The following is a 16,805-nucleotide window of genomic DNA, read 5'->3' as shown; positions in this document are numbered from 1 at the left end:
TCAAACTCCAAGCGGCGCGGACGCTCTGCGCTCGGCCCGCGTCAGAATCGGGCGCGGGCGCTCTCCTTCGGCCAGATAGTGCCGGAGAGCGCCTGCAATCCCTTAGCGGAACGGCGGCTCGTTGAACGCGCGCAGCTTGCGCGAGTGGAGCTTCGCGCCTTCGCGGCGCAGTTCCTCGCAGGTCTCGATGCCGATCTTCAGATGCTCGGCGATCGCGCGCTCATAGAATCGGTTGGCCTGTCCCGGCAGCTTGAGTTCGCCGTGGAGCGGCTTGTCTGAGACGCAGAGCAACGTGCCATAGGGGACGCGGAAGCGATAGCCCTGCGCCGCGAGCGTGGCGCTCTCCATGTCCACGCCCACCGCGCGGCTGAGCGAGAAGCGCAAAGCCGTGGTCGAATAGCGCAGCTCCCAGTTGCGATCGTCGGTGGTGACGATCGTGCCGGTGCGCAGCCGTCGCTTGAGCTCGTCGCCCGACTGCCCCGAAACCGTCTCCGCCGCGCGCGCCAGCGCCATCTGCACCTCGGCGATGGCGGGGATCGGGATTTCCGGCGGCAGCACATCGTCCATGATGTGATCGTCGCGCAGATAGGCATGGGCGAGCACATAGTCGCCGATCCGCTGGCTGGGGCGCAGGCCGCCGCAATGGCCGATCATCAGCCATGCCTCGGGGCGCAGCACCGCCAGATGGTCGGTGATCGTCTTCGCGTTGGACGGGCCCACGCCGATATTCACCAGCGTGATCCCCGACCCGTCGGCAGTCATCAGGTGATAGGCGGGCATCTGGTGGCGGCGCCATGCCGACGTGTCGTTGAGCAGGCGATCGGTATCGTCGCCGGCTTCCACATAAATGCCGCCCGCGCCCGAAACCCCGGTGAAGCGGCTTCCTTCGCCCAACTGGTCCACCGCGAAGCGGATGAACTCGTCCACATAGCGATGATAGTTGGTGAACAGGATATATTGCTGGAAATGCTCGACCGGCGTGCCCGTATAATGGCGCAGGCGGGCGAGCGAGAAATCGGTGCGCAATCCGTCGAACAGCGCCAGCGGGCGGGTTTCGTCGTGCGCGATCCACAGCCCGTCCGCGATCTCGTCGCCGATATGCGCCAGCTCGGTCGCCGGGAAGTGGCGCGCCAGCTCGGTCACCGACACGGCCTGGTCCATTGCCTGGATCTGGTCGGCGTCGAGCACATAGGGGAAGGGGATTTCCTGCCGCCCGGTGACCGCGTGCACCTCGACGTCATAATCCTCGATCAGGAAGGTGAGCTGCTCGACAAGATAGTCGGCGAACATCGCGGGCTTGGTGACCGAGATGCGATAGTCGCCCGCCTCGACGAGCCGTCCGAACGACCGTGCCGGCACCGGGCGGTCGGTCCCGCCGCGATAGGTCAGCCGAAGTTCGGGATAGGCGAAGCTGCCGTCGGTGCGGGCTTCGGGGTCCGGCGGCGTGCCGTCTTCAAGGTAGCGATCAATGGCGGCTTTGAGCCGATCGACAGAGGCAGTGTAGAGCCGGTCCAGATCGGCGACGATGTCGGATGCTTGAGTCATCTAGGACGGCTAAGCTGCAAAGATGACGCTGGCAAGACCCCGGCCCCGCGTGGAGTGGGGCCGGGGGAAGGTATTTACTTCTTGCGACTTGCGGTCTTGCCGCTGGTGTTGGGCTTGTCGCCGCCCAAATGGCTCGCGGCATATACGGCGCCGCCCACGGCGGCTGCGGCCCCTGCCGCGATGGCAGCGGCGGCGACCGGATTTTCCTTCACCGCTCCGACAGTGGCCTCGACAGCGCCGCTGATCGCTTCCTGCGCGCTCTCAAGCAGAGACTTTGCGGTGTCGAGCGCCTTGTCGCCGGTTTCGTCGTTCGCGGCGTTGGCCAGGCTCGAAATGTCAGTGGTGTTGGTGTCGGTGACCATGGTGTGTTCCTCCAGATAGCTGGATTCCAACTCCACCATGGCCCCGGGGTTCCGTCAGGTTGGATCGATCAAAGCTGGCCGAGCATATAATCCGCCGAGCTGACCTCGAACTGGCCTGGCGCTTCGACATTGAGCTGTTCGACGACGCCGTCATTGACCAGCATCGAAAAGCGCTGGCCGCGACCGCCCATGCCAAACTTCGATCCGTCCATCTCCAGGCCGACCGCCTTGGGGAAGTCGCCATTGCCGTCTGCGAGCATCGTCACCTTGCCATCGACGCCCGATGCCTTGCCCCATGCGCCCATCACGAATGCGTCGTTGACCGCGGTGCAGGCGATCTCGTCCACGCCCTTCGCCTTCAGTTCGTCGGCCTTCTCGACGAAGCCCGGCAGGTGCTTGGCAGAGCAGGTGGGGGTGAAAGCGCCGGGAACGGAGAAGAGCGCGACCTTGCGGCCTGCGAAGAACTCGTCCGAACTGACCGGCTCGGGTCCGCCTTCGGTCACCTTGATGAAATTGGTGCTCGGCACGCGGTCGCCAACCTTGATCGTCATGTCATTCTCTCCTCAAAAAGTGTCCCAGTCCCAATCGGCGCGCGCGATGCCTTTTTCAAGCGTGGCGGAGCGGAAAGCGCGGCGGTAAGTTGTTTCGGCTATGGATTCGGCACCTTTTCTCACCGGACAATTTCTGCTCGCCATGCCCGGGATCGGCGATCCGCGCTTTGAGCGTGCCGTGATCGCGATGTGCGCCCATGATCAGGAGGGCGCGCTAGGCATCGGCATTGGCGAGACGATCGACGGCCTCGGGCTGCACGATCTCCTCCGCCAGTTCGAGATCGAGCCCGGCGAGGCGCCCGATGCCGCCGTCCATTTCGGCGGCCCGGTCGAGCCCAGGCGCGGCTTCGTCCTGCACTCGGTCGATTGGGCGGGGCAGGATACGGTCGATGTCGGCGGCCGCTGGGCACTCTCGGGCACCGTAGATGTGCTGCGCGCCATCGCGGAGGGCAACGGTCCCAGTCAATGGCTGGTCGCATTGGGCTATGCCGGCTGGGGCGAAGGCCAGCTCGATGCCGAAATGACCCGGCATGGCTGGTTCAGCACCGAATCGACGCCGGGCCTGCTCTATGACGTGGATGCCGAGGACCGCTGGGTTGTGGGCTTCGCGGGCGCGGGCATCGATCCGCGGATGCTCGCAAACAGCGCCGGAACGGCGTGACGGCGGGCTTCCGGCTCAGGGTGTAAGTCGATCGCCTTCGTCACCTACGGGCCGATGCTTCAGGGTTTCGATTTCTCGGCACCGGGCTCGTCGTCCCAGATCACCTGCGGCTCCAGCACCTTGATGCGCAGCAACGAATCTGTGTGGGGCGATCTGCACAGGCTGGCCGTTCCCTCCACGGTAAGCCGTTCCTTGGTCACGCGGTGGCGCAGTTCGAAGCGGACGGGGTGGTTGCACGCGGCTGCGTCGCCATCCTTATAGGCAAGCGTCGCCTTGCGCGGGAAAAGCGGCGCGTCGAACAGGTTTCTGCCCCATCCCGCGCCCGGCTTCGCCCGTCGCGGCTCCACATAGAATCCGATGACGTCATAGCCGCGGGTTTCGTTGACGATCACCAGACAGCCCATCTTCCAGCAGCGATCGCGTTGATAGCGTTCGATGCGCATGGCGGTCATCAGCATGCGGGCCACATTCTCCGAGCCGCCGGGCCGGGTGAAGTTTTTCGGGGCCACGCCCTCCGCCTCGTCGAGGGACTGGTTGTCGTCGATCGCGATCCACTGGGCGAGACATTGCTGCGGGAACGCCAGCGCCAATATAGTCGCCAGGGCGGGTTTCCACATGGCTGCCACCTCCCGTTTCCACCGCCCTTTTCGGTGTTCTGAGCAGATAATACACGCTGTCGATCCGAGGCTGAACCCAAAATGTACGGGCCCGTCGCGAACCGAACATATAAAGATATCTTTATATTTGGATTGCGCATGTCGGACTAAATCTGTACTGGCCCATCGCAGATGGTTCAGGGCGTGTGCTCCGGGCCTGCAATTCTACGCCCATGGAGATTCGTCAGTGGCTACCGTGCTCGACAAGAAAAACGATTATGTGATCGCCGATATCGCGCTCGCCGATTTCGGCCGCAAGGAAATCGAGATCGCCGAGACCGAAATGCCGGGTCTGATGGCGCTTCGCGCCGAATTCGGTGCGTCGCAGCCGCTCAAGGGTGCCCGCATCACCGGTTCGCTCCACATGACGATCCAGACCGCCGTGCTGATCGAGACGCTCACCGCGCTCGGCGCAAAGGTTCGCTGGGCGACCTGCAACATCTTCTCGACCCAGGATCACGCCGCCGCCGCCATCGCCGCTTCGGGCGTGCCGGTGTTCGCGGTGAAGGGCGAGAGCCTGGCCGAATATTGGGACTATGTCGGCGACATCTTCTCGTGGGACCATGAGGTCGAAGGCCAGACCGCAAACATCATCCTCGATGACGGCGGCGACGCGACCATGTTCGCGCTGTGGGGCGCCAAGCTCGAAGCCGGCGCGACCCTGCCCGAGCCCGAGAATGACGAGGAAGTCGAGTTCCAGCGCGCGCTCAAGGCGTTCATCGCCAAGAAGCCCGGCTATCTGACCCAGACCGTCAAGAACCTGAAGGGCGTTTCGGAAGAGACCACCACCGGCGTTCACCGCCTGTACGAGATCGCGAAGAAGGGCGAGCTTCCCTTCCCGGCGATCAACGTCAACGACAGCGTCACCAAGTCGAAGTTCGACAACCTCTACGGCTGCAAGGAATCGCTGGTCGACGCGATCCGCCGCGCCACCGACGTGATGCTCGCCGGCAAGGTCGCCTGCGTCGCCGGCTTCGGCGATGTCGGCAAGGGTTCGGCCCAGTCGCTCCGCAACGGCGGCGCGCGTGTCATGGTCACCGAAATCGATCCGATCTGCGCGCTGCAGGCCGCGATGGAGGGCTTTGAAGTCGTCACCATGGAAGAAGCCGTGAAGCGCGCAGACATTTTCTGCACCGCGACCGGCAACGCCGACGTCATCACCGCCGAGCATATGGCGGCGATGAAGCCGATGAGCATCGTCTGCAACATCGGCCACTTCGACTCGGAGATCCAGATCGCCGCGCTGTCCAACTATGAGTGGGACGAAGTGAAGCCGGGCACCGACCTCGTGAAATTCCCCGATGGCAAGCAGATCATCATCCTCGCCAAGGGCCGCCTGGTGAACCTGGGCTGCGCGACCGGTCACCCGTCGTTCGTGATGTCGGCTTCGTTCACCAATCAGACGCTGGCGCAGATCGAGCTCTTCACGCGGGGCGACCAGTACAAGAACGAAGTGTACGTCCTGCCGAAGCATCTCGACGAGAAGGTTGCCGCGCTGCACCTCGAAAAGCTGGGCGTCCAGCTCTCGAAGCTGACCCCCAAGCAGGCCGGCTATATCGGCGTGCCGGTCGAAGGTCCGTTCAAGCCGGATCACTATCGCTACTGAAATACTTCTTCTATAGTGAGAAGTTCGAGCATGACCTGCAGCTCGCATATGACGTGAACGATAAGTTCCGGCTCTATGGCGGCGTCAACAACTTCACCAACGAGAAGGGTGACGCGGGCTCGACCGCCTATCCCTATTCGGCGGTCGGCCGCTATTTCTATGCCGGTGCCAAGGTCCGCTTCGGCGGCCAATAAGCTCCCGGTAGGGATCTGAAAGATGGCGGCGTGCCCCCGGGGCGCGCCGCCATTTTTGTTTTCCCCATTCCCCGGCCCGAGGGGGAGGGGAAATGGGGGGTGCGTTGAGCAAGCCCGGCCGGGCGGTGCTTCGCCAGCCCATATCGGGCCGCCAATCCGTCGCTCCTCCAAGCGGCGCAGTCCCTCCATCGTCCCTCGTTTCGCGCTTCCGGCAGCAATCATCTTCCCGCCGGGCGGCGCTTTGCCTAAGGACAGGCAATGACCGCAACGAACGGCCGTGGGGACGCGGCTTGATCATGATTTCCTCAAGCTCGGCCGCTTTGGCCGGCGCGGCGCTGGCGCTGCTCGTTATCGGTGCCACCTGGGCGCTGTGGACGGGGCTGCGCGCGCGCGCCGATGCCGCGTCGCTGGCCGAGGATCATGTCCGCTTCAGCACCCTGATCTCGGGTTCGCCAGCGCAGGCGATGATCGTCCGCGCCGATGGCCGGATAGAGATGCCGCGCCGGCTGGCGGACTGGCTGGGCCTGCAAGAGATCCCGCGCGAGCTCGGCGCGCTTTCGGGAGGCGAGGGCGGCCTGATGCCCGAGGATCTGGACGCGCTCGGCGTCCATGTCGCCGCCGCGCAAAAGGCGGGCAAGCCGTTCAGCCTGTCGGTGCGCGCCGAAGGGTCGGAGCGCGCCCTGCTGGTGGTGGGCGAGCGTGCGCACCAGACGCTCAATGCGCCCGGCGGCGTCGTGCTCTGGTTCCTCGACGCCACCGAAAGCCAGGATGAGATCAACCGGCTGCAAAAGGGCAGCACCCGCCTGCGCGCCGCGTTCGATGCGCTGACTTCGCTGATCGAGGCTGCGCCGATGCCGATGTGGTATCGCGGCCCCGATCTCAAGCTGCTGATGGTCAATTCGGCCTATGTCGCCGCGGTCGAGGGAGCCGACGCGGAGGATGTCGTCGAGCGTGGGCTCGAACTGGTCGAGGGCGCGGGGCTGGGCGGGCCGCTGGCAAACGCCGCGATCGCCCGCGATACCGGGGAACCCCAGACCGCGGCGATGCCCGCCACGATCGGCGGGCGCCGCCGGATGCTGCGCCTGCACGACGTGCCTTTGCCCACCGGCGGCGTGGCCGGGTTCGCCGTGGATATCGAGGAACTCGAACAGGCGCGCGGCGGGCTCAAGCGCTTCGCCGATGCCCAGCGGGCGATGCTCGATCGCGTATCGGCGGGCGTTGCCCAGTTCGGCGCGGATCGCGGCCTGATTTTCTGCAACCAGCCGTTCCGCCGCATGTTCGCGATGAAGAATGAATGGCTTGCCGACCGGCCCGAATTCGATCGCGTGCTCGAACGGATGCGTGAGGCCAAGCGCCTGCCTGAAACGCGCGATTTTCCGGCATGGAAGGCGGAGCGCCGCGAATGGTTCACCGCGCCCGATGCGATCGAGGAAATCTGGCATGTCGGCGCGACGCACCTGCGCGTCGTCGCCCAGCCCATGCCCGAGGGCGGGTTGCTCCTGCTGTTCGAGGATCGCACCCAGCAATTCGAGCTCCAGCGCGAACATGGCGAGATGCAGCAGGTCCGCACCGCGACGCTCGACAGCCTTGCCGAAGCGGTGGCGGTGTTCGGCAAGGGACGGCTGCAATTGTGGAACCGCAAGTTCCGCTCGGTCTGGGGCTTCGAGGATGCATTTCTCGATGCGCACCCCCAGATCCTGGCGCTGGTAAAGGCTGCCGGCCCCAAATTGGCCAACCCTGCCAAGGCGGAGGTGATCGGCGATCTCGTTCGCCTCGCCGCGCAGGATCGCCAGCAGCGCGGCAGCAGTATCGTCTTTGCGGATGGCCGGCACTTCGATCTGACGGCAGTGCCTCTGCCGGATGGCAACGCGCTGGTGACCATGCTCGACACGACCGACCAGCATCGCGTGGAGCGGGCGCTGCGTGACCGTAACGAGGCGCTGGAGGCGGCGGACCGCGTCAAGACCAGCTTCGTCGCGAATATGAGCTATGAGCTGCGCACCCCGCTGACCTCGATCAAGGGTTTTGCCGAGATGCTGCACGGCGGCCTCGCGGGCCAATTGAGCGAGAGCGGGATCGAATATTCGGAGGCGATCCTGGTGTCGGTCGAGCGGCTGGGCGCGCTGATCGACGATGTGCTCGATCTCACCCAGAGCGAAGGCGCGCCGCTGGACAAGCGTCCGGTCGATATCGAGATGATCGCCCAGGGCGCGGCTGAGGCGATCGCGCCCTTGGCGAAGGAAAAGGCGATCGATCTCGTCGTCGAGAATGCCGGCAGCGCGGGTGTGGTGTCGGGCGATGCGCGACGCCTGCGGCAGGTGATCGAGCATCTGTTGCGCCATGCCGTATCGGGTACGCCCTCGGGAGGCCGCGTGCTGCTTCACCTCGATGGCAATGCAAGGGTCGCGCGGATCATCGTCTCGGATGACGGTCCCGGCATGAGCGAAGCGGCGGCGGCTAGCGCTTTCGATCGGTTCGCGCTCGGCGGTCGCAATGCGCAGCGCGCGCTTGGCCTCGGCCTGCCGCTCGCCAAGCAGTTCGTCGAGGCGCATGGCGGGCGGATCGAGCTCTTTTCGGAAGTGGGCGAGGGCACGCTGATCACCGTGGAGCTGCCGCGCGGATGATCCTTGCCGATCCTCAGGCTTCGCATGCGCTGGGGCAGCGTCTCGCGGCGCTGGTGCGCCCCGGCGATGTCATCGCGCTGTCCGGCGATCTCGGCGCGGGCAAGACCAGCATCGCGCGGGGGCTGCTCGCGGGGCTGGGGCTGGAGGGGGAGGCGCCGTCGCCAAGCTTCGCGATCGTCCAGCCTTATGCGCCGCCCGAGGTCCGCTTTCCGGTGCTGCATGTCGATCTCTACCGTATCGAGCATCCGGACGAGGCTGAGGAATTGGGCCTCGACGATGCGCGCAACGATTCGCTGCTGATTGTCGAATGGCCGGAGCGTCTGGGGGAATCGGCGTGGTTCGATGCGCTGTGGTTGTCCCTGGAAGTTACACCGGATGGCGCGCGGGAGTTGACAGCGAGGGTGCCCGCGCCATGGAGGGACCGATGGTCCCTGACATGAACCCGCCCGAAACCGCTCCCGCCTTCCTCGCTTCGGCGGGATGGGGCGGCGCGGAGATCCGTCCCCTGGCCGGAGACGCGTCTTTCCGCCGCTATTTCCGCGTGGTCGAGCACGACCGTACCTCGATCCTGATGGATTCCCCGCCCGACAAGGGTGAAGATCCGCGTCCGTTTATTTCAATTGCCCGCTGGCTTACCGGACGCGGCTTCGCCGCCCCCCAGATCCTCCACGAGGATCTCGAACAGGGCCTCGTCCTCATCGAGGATTTCGGCGACGCGCGGATGCGCGAGACGGTGGACGCAGCGCCGGAGAGCGAATTGCGCCTCTACGAACAGGCGGTCGATCTGCTGATCCGGCTGCGCGATCATCCCGCCGCCGAAGACATCGGCCCTTACAGCCCGTCGCAATATCATCGTGAGGCGCGGCTGCTCACCGAATGGTATTGCCCCGCGCTCGGCCTGGAACCCGACGCTGAGGGATATAACGACGCCTGGAATGCGGTGCTCGATTCCGTGCTGACCGGTCATGAGCCTGTCACGGTGCTGCGCGATTACCATGCCGAAAACATCATGTTGATCGAAGGCAGCGAGAATTTGGGTTTGCTCGATTTCCAGGACGCGCTTTCCGGCCATCCTGCCTATGACCTGGTTTCGCTGCTTCAGGACGCCCGGCGTGAGGTTCCGGCCGAGCTGGAGACCGCGATGCTCGATCGCTACAAGCGCGTGACCGGCGTGGGCGACGAGTTCGATATCGCCTATCATGTGCTCGGCGCGCAGCGGAACGCCAAGATCATCGGCATCTTCACCCGGCTTTGGAAGCGCGACGGCAAGCCGCGCTATCCGGGTCTGTGCCCGCGCGTCTGGAACTATCTGGAGCGCGATCTCCGGCATCCCGCGCTCAAGCCCGTTGCAGACTGGTTCGATGCCAACGTGCCTGCGCATCTGCGCGGCGATCCGATGACGCTCGCCGGCGAATGACCGTCTATGCCCTGCGTCCGCAGCCGGACGCACCCGTTCCCGAAACCGCGATGGTGATGGCCGCAGGACTCGGCAAGCGCATGCGCCCGCTCACCGCCACCCGGCCCAAGCCGTTGGTGGAGGTGGCGGGCAAGACGCTGCTCGACCACACGTTCGATCATCTGCGCGAAGCGGGGGTGAAGCGCGCCGTGGTCAACGTGCATTACCTTGCCGATCAGATCGAGGCGCATCTGAAGGCGCGGGCAAAGGGCATCGACGTCTTGATCTCCGACGAGCGCGCGCAGCTGCTGGAAACCGGCGGTGGCGTCGTAAAGGCGCGTGAGATGATCGGCGACAAGCCGTTCTTCTGTGTCAACAGCGACAATCTCTGGATCGATGGCCCGGTCGATGCGCTGCGCCAGCTCGCGGCGGCGTGGGACGATGAGAAGATGGACGCGCTGCTGCTCCTCGTGCCGTTGGCGCGGGCGAACTGCCATGGCGGGCAGGGCGATTTCCGCCTCGATCCGTTCGGCAGGATCATCGAGCGGCGCAAGCCGGGGCGGCTCGCCCCCTTCGTCTATATCGGCATCCAGATCCTCTCGCCCCGCGTGATCCGCGATTGGCCGGAGGGTCCGTTCTCCACCAATCTCTTCTGGGATCGCGCAATGGCGCAGGGGCGCCTGTGGGGCGTGGTCCATCAGGGCATGTGGTTCGACGTCGGCACCCCCGTCGCGATCGGCGAGGCGGAGACCGTCCTGGCCGAGATGTGACAACCACCGTCATCCCGGCGAAAGCCGGGATCTCAGCCCGGTAGGGAACCTTATTGCACGAGATCCCGGCTTTCGCCGGGACGACGAATGGCTGTACAAAGGGCGCTCATGTCCGGCCGTCTCCACCTCTTCACCATACCCCCGCACCGCGCCTTTGCCGATGCGCTGGCCGATGGGCTGATCGCGCGTTTCGGCGGCGATGCGCTGGGGTTGGCGCGCGGTATCGTGCTGGTGCCCAACAACCGCGCCAAGCGCGCGATCCAGGACGCGTTCGTCCGCGCCAGCGGCGGCGGCCTGCTGCTGCCCCGGCTGGTCGCGGTCGGAGATCCCGAGCTCGACGAGGCCGTGTTCGAGGCGGTCGAAGATCAGGAGCCGGTGCCCCCCTCGGTCGATCCGCTCCAGCGGCGCATGATCCTTGCGCGGCTGATCCAGGAAAGCGGCGCGCCGGTCGATGCCGCCGAGGCGGTCCGGCTGGCGGGCGAGCTTGCTTCCACGCTCGATCAGTTGCTGATCGAGGAAGTCGATCCCCGGCGTCTCGCCAGCCTCGAACTCGGCGAACTCACCACCCATTGGGAGCGCTCGCTCACCCAGTTCAGGGTCATCCTCGAGCATTGGCCGGTCGAGCTGGCGCGGATGGGCCGCGTCGATCTCGCCGAACGGCGCACCCGGCTGCTGGCCCGGGTCGCGGGACGTTGGCGTGACGCACCGCCGCCGGGGTTCGTCTGCGCCGCGGGGATCACTGCCAGCGCGCCTGCCATCGCGCGGCTGCTGCGTGTGGTGGCGGAAATGCCGCGCGGGATGGTGGTGCTGCCCAGCCTGTCGACCGGGATCGGCGAGGACGAATGGGCGTCTCTCGGTCCGCACGATCCCGACGCGAGCGGCCGCCGCAAGCGCGCGATGGAGACGCACCCGCAGTTCCAGCTCAAGCTGCTGCTCGAGCGTATGAGCGTGAACCGCAGCGAATTCTCTGTCTGGCGCGGCCGGAGCGAGCATGACGCCGCCCCCGCGCGCAGCAAGGCGATCGAAACCGCGATGGCGCCGCCCGAGCTCACCAGGGAGTGGAGCGCGCTGCCCCTCTCTGCCCGGCGGCTCGATGGCGTCCGTGTGCTCGAAGCGGAAACGCCGGCGCAGGAAGCACAGGCCATCGCGCTCGCACTGCGTCAGGTGCTCGAAACCCAAGGCAAGACCGCCGCTCTGGTCACGCCCGATCGTGCGCTGGCCCGCCGCGTCGTCGCGCATCTCGCGCGCTGGGGCATCGCGATCGACGATTCGGCGGGGCAGGCGCTTTCGGTGCTCCCGCCCGGCACGCTGTTGCTCGCTCTAGCCGAAGCCGCCGCACAGGATTTCGCCCCGCTCGCCTTGCTCAGTCTGCTCAAGCATCCGCTGGTCCGGCCCGATGCCCGGCTTGAGTGGCTGGAGGGCGCGCGCCTGCTCGATCGTGCGCTCAGGGGTCCGCGCCCCGCACCGGGACTTGCCGGGATCGACCGCCAACTTGCCGAGCAGGACGGGCGTGATGGCGGTCTGCGCCGGGCCGCGCAGGCATGGTGGGTCCGGGCGCGACCATTGCTGGAGCCGATCGAGGCGGTGTTCGCCGCAGGGCCGCAGCCCTTGCCCGCGATGATCGCGGCGCTGCGCGAAGCGGCGCAGGCGCTGGGCGGCGATGGCCTGTGGAGCCGGGCCGAGGGCCGCGCGGCTGCCGATCTGCTCGATGCGCTGGAGCGCGAGTCCGTGTTCGGCCCGCCCGCCGCTGACCCCGCCAGCCTCGCGCCCCTGCTGCGCACCTTGATGGACGAGACGGCGGTGCGCCCGCCACAGGGCGGACATCCGCGCCTGGCGATCCTCGGTCTGATCGAAGCGCGGCTGCACAATGCCGATCTGATGATTCTCGGCGGCCTCAACGAAGGCGTCTGGCCCGGGCTTCCCGCGCCCGATCCCTGGCTCGCTCCCCGCATCCGCACCGAACTGGAGCTGCCCGGCCTCGAACGGCGCATCGGCGTGTCGGCCCACGATCTGGCCGGAGCGCTTGGCGCGCGCGAAGTGCTGCTGACGCGTGCGCGCCGCGATTCCTCCGCGCCCACCATCGCGTCGCGCTTCTGGCTCCGCCTCGAAGCGCTGTCGGGCGGACTGGAGCGGGCCGAAGATCTCGCCGCATGGGCGCGCGCGATCGATGAGCCTGGGCGGCACGAACCCGCCACACGTCCCGAGCCTTCGCCGCCCGTGGATAAGCGCCCCAGGGAGATTTCGGTCACCGAAGTCGATCGGCTCAAGGCGGACCCCTATGCCTTTTACGCCAAGCGCATGCTGCGCCTCGCGCCGCTCGATCCGGTCGATGCCGATCCCAGCGCGGCGTGGCGCGGCACGGCGGTGCATGCGGTGCTGGAGCAATGGGCGAAGCTGGACGATTGCCGTCCCGACAAGCTCCATGAGCGGGCACTCGCGATGCTGGCGGACGAGCGCACCCATCCGATGATGCGCGCCTTGTGGCAGCCGCGGCTGATGGAAGCGATCGACTGGATCGTCGCCGAAAGCGCGGCGCAGGCGGAGACCGGTCGCCGCGTGCTTGGCGTCGAGCAGGACGGGCATATCCCGTTCGCGGGCGTGACGCTGCGGGGCAAGTTCGATCGGATCGATCGCTTGCCCGATGGCACGCTGGCGGTGGTCGATTACAAGACCGGACAGCCCCCCAGCGCAAAGGCGGTGCGCGCGGGTTACAGCCTGCAATTGGGCCTGCTCGGGCTGATCGCGGAGCAGGGCGGTTTCAAGGGCATCAGCGGCGATGCGCGCGGCTTCGAATATTGGTCGCTCGCCCGCAAGAATGGCAGCTTCGGCTATGTCGATTCGCCGGTTTCGCCCAAGAAGCGCGATCCGATCCCGCCCGAGGAGTTCGTGCCCATCGCCGGCGGCAATTTCCACGAAGCGGTGCAGGATTGGCTTACCGGCGATCGCCCGTTCACAGCCAAGCTCGTCCCCGAATATGCGCCCTATGCCGAATATGATCAGTTGATGCGCCGTGACGAATGGTATGGCCGTGAATAGCCTGCGGCTGCTCCATCCCCTGAAGGGCAATCAGCGCGCGGCGAGCGATCCTGCGCGCCATATCTGGCTTTCCGCATCGGCGGGTACGGGCAAGACCCAGGTGCTTGCCGCGCGCGTCTGGCGGTTGCTGCTCGGCGGCACCGATCCCGGCGCGATCCTGTGCCTCACCTTCACCAAGGCGGGCGCGGCGGAAATGTCCGAACGGATCACCTCGCGCCTGGCAAGCTGGGTCCGCGCCGACGACGAGGCGTTGTTCAAGGATCTGGAGGCGCTGGGCGAGGATTCCGGCCCCGAAGCGCGCGCCCGCGCCCGCACCTTGTTCGCAAAGGTGCTCGACGCTCCCGGCGGGGGCATCCGCATCCAGACGATCCACAGCTTCTGTCAGACGCTGCTGTCCGCCTTCCCGGTAGAGGCGGGGCTGGTGCCCGGATTCCGCCCGCTCGATGGGCGAGAGGAAGTCGTGCTCAAGCGCGAGGCTTTGGCCGAAATGCTGGTCGATGCCGAGCGGGAAGGGCGGACCGGTCTGATCGACGCGGTCGGCGCGCTCAGCCTCAGGCTGGGGGAGGGGCAGGCGGAAGCGTTCCTGCATCGCTGCGCCCAATCGGCTGAGGCGCTGGCGGATCTGCCCGCCGGTATTCAGCCATTTCTCCGCCGCGCGCTCGATCTGCCAAGCGGCGATATCGATGTGGAGCTGGAGAAATGCTGCGCCGATGATGCGTTCGATTGCGCCGGCCTGCGCCAGATCGCCGCTGCCAATCGCCAATGGGGCACCGCGACCGGAAACAGCGCGGCGGAGGCGATCGGCGCGTGGCTGGGCGGCGCGACAAAGGATCGCGCGGCAGGGCTCGATGCGCTGGGGCTGGTGTTCCGCACCAAGAGTGGCGACCCGCGCAAGATTTCTCCCAAGCTGATCGCCGCCCATCCGGATTATGAGATGTTGGCCGAGCGCATTGGTGGGCGCTGCGCCGAGCTGGCCGCGATGAAGGTGCGTGCGGATTATGCCGATCTGCTCGCGTACGGGCTGGAGGCGGGACGTGTCTATGCCGATACCTATGCCCGGGCAAAGCGGCGCGTGGGCGCGGTCGATTTCGACGATCTGATCCGCCGCGCCGTCGAACTGCTGCAGACCCCCGGCATGGGCGAATGGGTGCGCTTCAAGCTCGATCAGGCGACCGAGCATGTCCTGATCGACGAGGCACAAGATACCAACCTCAAGCAATGGACGATCGTCGACGCGATCGTGCAGGAATTCGCGGCGGGCAAGGGCACGCGCGACGCGGGGCGGCGAACGCTGTTCACCGTCGGCGATTACAAGCAGGCGATCTTCAGCTTCCAGGGCACCAGCCCGATCTTCTTCCAATGGGCGCACCGCCAGTTCACCGAGATGTTCCGCCTCGCTCCCGATGCGGAGACCGAGGCGCGCGAGCTGGAGTCGCTGTCGCTCACGCACAGCTTCCGCTCGACCCGGCCGATCCTCGAATTCGTCGATGCCGCGCTGGCCGTGCTGCCGGAGCCGGGCATGGGTACGCTCAGCGATACCGAGCCGCACGCCAGCGAAGTGGCGGGGCCGGGCACGATCACCTTGTGGCCGCCCACGATCGAGGGCGGCAGCGAGGCCGATGAAGAGGAATGGGTCAGCGACGCGACCCGTGAGCATGCCCGCCGGATCGCCCGCGCGATCCGCGATTGGACCGATGGCAGCGTCCTGAAACGCGATGGCACGCCGCTGGGGCCACAGGACGTCATGGTGCTGGTCAAGCGCCGGGGCGAGCTCGCCTCGCTGATCGTCGCGCGGCTCTATGCGGAGGGCGTGCCGGTCGCGGGGGTCGATCGCTTGCGGCTCAATGCTCCGCTGGCGGTGCAGGATCTGCTCGCCGCGATCCGCTTCGTCTTGCAGCCCGACGACGATCTTTCGCTGGCCTCTTTGTTGGTCTCCCCTTTGATCGGCTGGAGCCAGGAAGATCTGATGGCCGGGGCGCTGCGCGAGCGCGGCGCGCTGTGGCGGCACCTGCGCGCGACCCAGCCTGCGGTAAGGTTGCGCCCGCTCGAACAATTGCTGGCGATGGCCGATTTCACCACGCCCTATCGCTTCCTAGAGGCGATCCTGTCGGGCGAGATGGACGGGCGGCGCAAGCTGCTGCTTCGGCTGGGCGAGGAAGCGCGCGATCCGATCGAGGAATTGCTGAGCGCCGCGCTCAATTTCGAGAAGCTGGCAACGCCCACGCTCCAGCGCTTTCTCGACTGGTTCGATCGCGGCGATGTCGAGATCAAGCGCGAGGCGGATCAGCCGCGCGGCGCGGTGCGCGTGATGACCGCGCATGGCGCGAAGGGTTTGCAGGCACCGCTGGTGATCCTTGCCGATGCCACTGCCGATCCCACCAGGAGCCCCCGCGACTTCCTCGGCTGGCAGCCCGAGGAGCATGACGGCGCGGCATTCCCGATCTTCCGCCCGCGTAAGGCGGAGCAAAGCGGGGCGCTGGAGCAAGCCGTCACCCGCACCGCCACGGCCGAGATGGAGGAGCATTGGCGGCTCTTCTATGTCGCCGCCACCCGTGCGGAGGAACGGCTGGTGATCGCAGGGGCGCTGGGGCCGATGGCCAAGGGCGAGCCGCCTGCGCAAAGCTGGTACGCCGCTTGCGCTCGCGCGTTCGAAGCGTTGGGTGCCGAGGGCGAGTTTCACGGCACCACGCCCGCTGGTCCGGTCGTGCCCAAGCCGATCCCCGTGGCGCCCCCCACGCCAAGCGCTGCATTGCCCGCCTGGATCGCGCAGCCCGCGCCTCAGGAATCGCGCCCGCCGCGCCCGCTCGCGCCGTCCGCTTTGGGCGACGATTCGGTTGCCGATCCGCCGCCCACGCCCGCAATGCGCCTCGCCGCCGAGCGTGGACGCCTGCTCCATGCCTTGTTTGAGCGTCTGCCCGGCGTCGCTTCGGAGAAGCGCGCCGAGGCTGCTGATCGCTGGCTCGCCGGCGCGGGCGGCGTCGCGGAGGGGCTTCGCGCCGAACTCGTCAGCGCCGCGCTCGCGGTGACCCAGGATCCGCGCTTCGCCGATCTGTTTGGCCCATCCTCGCTCGGCGAAGCGCCGATCGCGGCGGTGGTCGGGGACGGCGTGGTCGTATCGGGCACTGTCGATCGGCTGGTGGTCACGCCCGAGCTTGTCCGCGTCGTGGATTTCAAGACCGGCCGCCGCGCGCCTGCGTCGCTAGCTGACGTGCCGCATTATCATCTGCGCCAGATGGCGGCCTATGCAGCGGCGCTCGCCGTGATCTTCCCGGGCCGCGCGATCGAGGCCGGATTGCTTTACACTGCGGGCCCCACGCTCCATCTGCTGCCCCCTGATCTGCTGGCCGCGCACAAGCCCGGCTTCGCGGCTTCGGAGCAAAGCTTGGCTTCGCGCGCTTGAGCCA

At 66.8% G+C, this 16,805-nt stretch carries 13 protein-coding genes; 9 read left to right on the top strand and 4 right to left on the bottom strand.

The window, feature by feature from the left end; genetic code table 11:
* Positions 1 to 102 precede the first annotated feature (102 nt).
* From SSO01S_RS05095 to SSO01S_RS05085, 3 genes are all read right to left on the bottom strand, one after another.
* Positions 103 to 1,545: an AMP nucleosidase gene (locus tag SSO01S_RS05095; RefSeq protein WP_066796120.1), complete on the bottom strand. Its 1,443-nt coding sequence runs from the start codon at positions 1,543 to 1,545 to the stop codon at positions 103 to 105.
* 74 nt (positions 1,546 to 1,619) lie between these two features.
* A complete protein-coding gene (locus SSO01S_RS05090) occupies positions 1,620 to 1,946 on the bottom strand; it encodes a hypothetical protein (protein WP_245646589.1) in 327 nt (108 codons plus the stop codon).
* A 29-nt stretch (positions 1,947 to 1,975) separates the two neighbouring features.
* On the bottom strand, positions 1,976 to 2,458 hold the full coding sequence (locus SSO01S_RS05085) for a peroxiredoxin (protein WP_066796118.1): 483 nt from the start codon (positions 2,456 to 2,458) through the stop codon (positions 1,976 to 1,978).
* 100 nt (positions 2,459 to 2,558) lie between these two features.
* Between SSO01S_RS05085 and SSO01S_RS05080 the strand changes: the two genes are divergently transcribed.
* Positions 2,559 to 3,119 carry a YqgE/AlgH family protein gene (locus SSO01S_RS05080; protein WP_066796115.1) on the top strand — a complete coding sequence of 187 codons (561 nt, stop codon included), beginning with the start codon at positions 2,559 to 2,561 and terminating at the stop codon, positions 3,117 to 3,119.
* Positions 3,120 to 3,178: 59 nt separating this feature from the next.
* Here SSO01S_RS05080 and SSO01S_RS05075 read toward each other — a convergent pair whose 3' ends face one another.
* Positions 3,179 to 3,736, bottom strand: coding sequence for a hypothetical protein (locus SSO01S_RS05075; protein WP_157073645.1), 558 nt, complete (start codon positions 3,734 to 3,736; stop codon positions 3,179 to 3,181).
* 226 nt (positions 3,737 to 3,962) lie between these two features.
* On the opposite strand from SSO01S_RS05075, the gene ahcY reads away from it, so the two are divergent.
* The 8 genes from ahcY (at position 3,963) to addA (ending at position 16,801) form a co-directional block, all read left to right on the top strand.
* Entirely contained in the window at positions 3,963 to 5,381 is a 1,419-nt protein-coding gene (gene ahcY / locus SSO01S_RS05070) for an adenosylhomocysteinase (RefSeq protein ID WP_066796111.1), read from the top strand.
* A gap of 53 nt (positions 5,382 to 5,434) precedes the next feature.
* Positions 5,435 to 5,575 carry a TonB-dependent receptor gene (locus SSO01S_RS17705; protein ID WP_169798315.1) on the top strand — a complete coding sequence of 47 codons (141 nt, stop codon included), beginning with the start codon at positions 5,435 to 5,437 and terminating at the stop codon, positions 5,573 to 5,575.
* Between the two features lie 296 nt (positions 5,576 to 5,871).
* Entirely contained in the window at positions 5,872 to 8,199 is a 2,328-nt protein-coding gene (locus SSO01S_RS05065; protein ID WP_066796348.1) for a PAS domain-containing sensor histidine kinase, read from the top strand.
* Positions 8,196 to 8,639, top strand: a complete 444-nt coding sequence (gene tsaE / locus SSO01S_RS05060) for a tRNA (adenosine(37)-N6)-threonylcarbamoyltransferase complex ATPase subunit type 1 TsaE (protein ID WP_066796109.1) — start codon at positions 8,196 to 8,198, stop codon at positions 8,637 to 8,639. The genes SSO01S_RS05065 and tsaE overlap by 4 nt, the downstream gene beginning before the upstream one ends.
* Positions 8,636 to 9,616 carry an aminoglycoside phosphotransferase family protein gene (locus SSO01S_RS05055; protein ID WP_169798319.1) on the top strand — a complete coding sequence of 327 codons (981 nt, stop codon included), beginning with the start codon at positions 8,636 to 8,638 and terminating at the stop codon, positions 9,614 to 9,616. The genes tsaE and SSO01S_RS05055 overlap by 4 nt, the downstream gene beginning before the upstream one ends.
* Positions 9,613 to 10,365, top strand: a complete 753-nt coding sequence (locus SSO01S_RS05050; protein WP_066796099.1) for a nucleotidyltransferase family protein — start codon at positions 9,613 to 9,615, stop codon at positions 10,363 to 10,365. The genes SSO01S_RS05055 and SSO01S_RS05050 overlap by 4 nt, the downstream gene beginning before the upstream one ends.
* Positions 10,366 to 10,473: 108 nt before the next feature.
* Positions 10,474 to 13,401 carry a double-strand break repair protein AddB gene (gene addB, locus SSO01S_RS05045; protein WP_066796098.1) on the top strand — a complete coding sequence of 976 codons (2,928 nt, stop codon included), beginning with the start codon at positions 10,474 to 10,476 and terminating at the stop codon, positions 13,399 to 13,401.
* Positions 13,388 to 16,801: a double-strand break repair helicase AddA gene (gene addA, locus SSO01S_RS05040; protein WP_066796095.1), complete on the top strand. Its 3,414-nt coding sequence runs from the start codon at positions 13,388 to 13,390 to the stop codon at positions 16,799 to 16,801. Before addB ends, addA begins: the two co-directional genes overlap by 14 nt.
* The last annotated feature ends 4 nt before the right edge of the window (positions 16,802 to 16,805 follow it).

It is taken from the genome of Sphingomonas soli NBRC 100801 (assembly GCF_001591025.1).
Taxonomy (GTDB): Bacteria; Pseudomonadota; Alphaproteobacteria; order Sphingomonadales; family Sphingomonadaceae; genus Sphingomonas; species Sphingomonas soli.
The sequence above is the reverse complement of the archived record's forward strand: the minus strand, read 5'-3'. Positions and strand labels throughout refer to the sequence as shown.

Coding starts and splice junctions, on each gene's coding strand:
- tsaE (WP_066796109.1), top strand. CDS start 8,196: ATGATCCTTGCCGATCCTCAGGCTTCGCATGCGCTGGGGCAGCGTCTC.
- SSO01S_RS05090 (WP_245646589.1), bottom strand. CDS start 1,946: ATGGTGGAGTTGGAATCCAGCTATCTGGAGGAACACACCATGGTCACC.
- SSO01S_RS05075 (WP_157073645.1), bottom strand. CDS start 3,736: ATGTGGAAACCCGCCCTGGCGACTATATTGGCGCTGGCGTTCCCGCAG.
- addA (WP_066796095.1), top strand. CDS start 13,388: ATGGCCGTGAATAGCCTGCGGCTGCTCCATCCCCTGAAGGGCAATCAG.
- SSO01S_RS05085 (WP_066796118.1), bottom strand. CDS start 2,458: ATGACGATCAAGGTTGGCGACCGCGTGCCGAGCACCAATTTCATCAAG.
- SSO01S_RS05050 (WP_066796099.1), top strand. CDS start 9,613: ATGACCGTCTATGCCCTGCGTCCGCAGCCGGACGCACCCGTTCCCGAA.
- SSO01S_RS05065 (WP_066796348.1), top strand. CDS start 5,872: ATGATTTCCTCAAGCTCGGCCGCTTTGGCCGGCGCGGCGCTGGCGCTG.
- SSO01S_RS05095 (WP_066796120.1), bottom strand. CDS start 1,545: ATGACTCAAGCATCCGACATCGTCGCCGATCTGGACCGGCTCTACACT.
- SSO01S_RS05080 (WP_066796115.1), top strand. CDS start 2,559: ATGGATTCGGCACCTTTTCTCACCGGACAATTTCTGCTCGCCATGCCC.
- addB (WP_066796098.1), top strand. CDS start 10,474: ATGTCCGGCCGTCTCCACCTCTTCACCATACCCCCGCACCGCGCCTTT.
- SSO01S_RS05055 (WP_169798319.1), top strand. CDS start 8,636: ATGAACCCGCCCGAAACCGCTCCCGCCTTCCTCGCTTCGGCGGGATGG.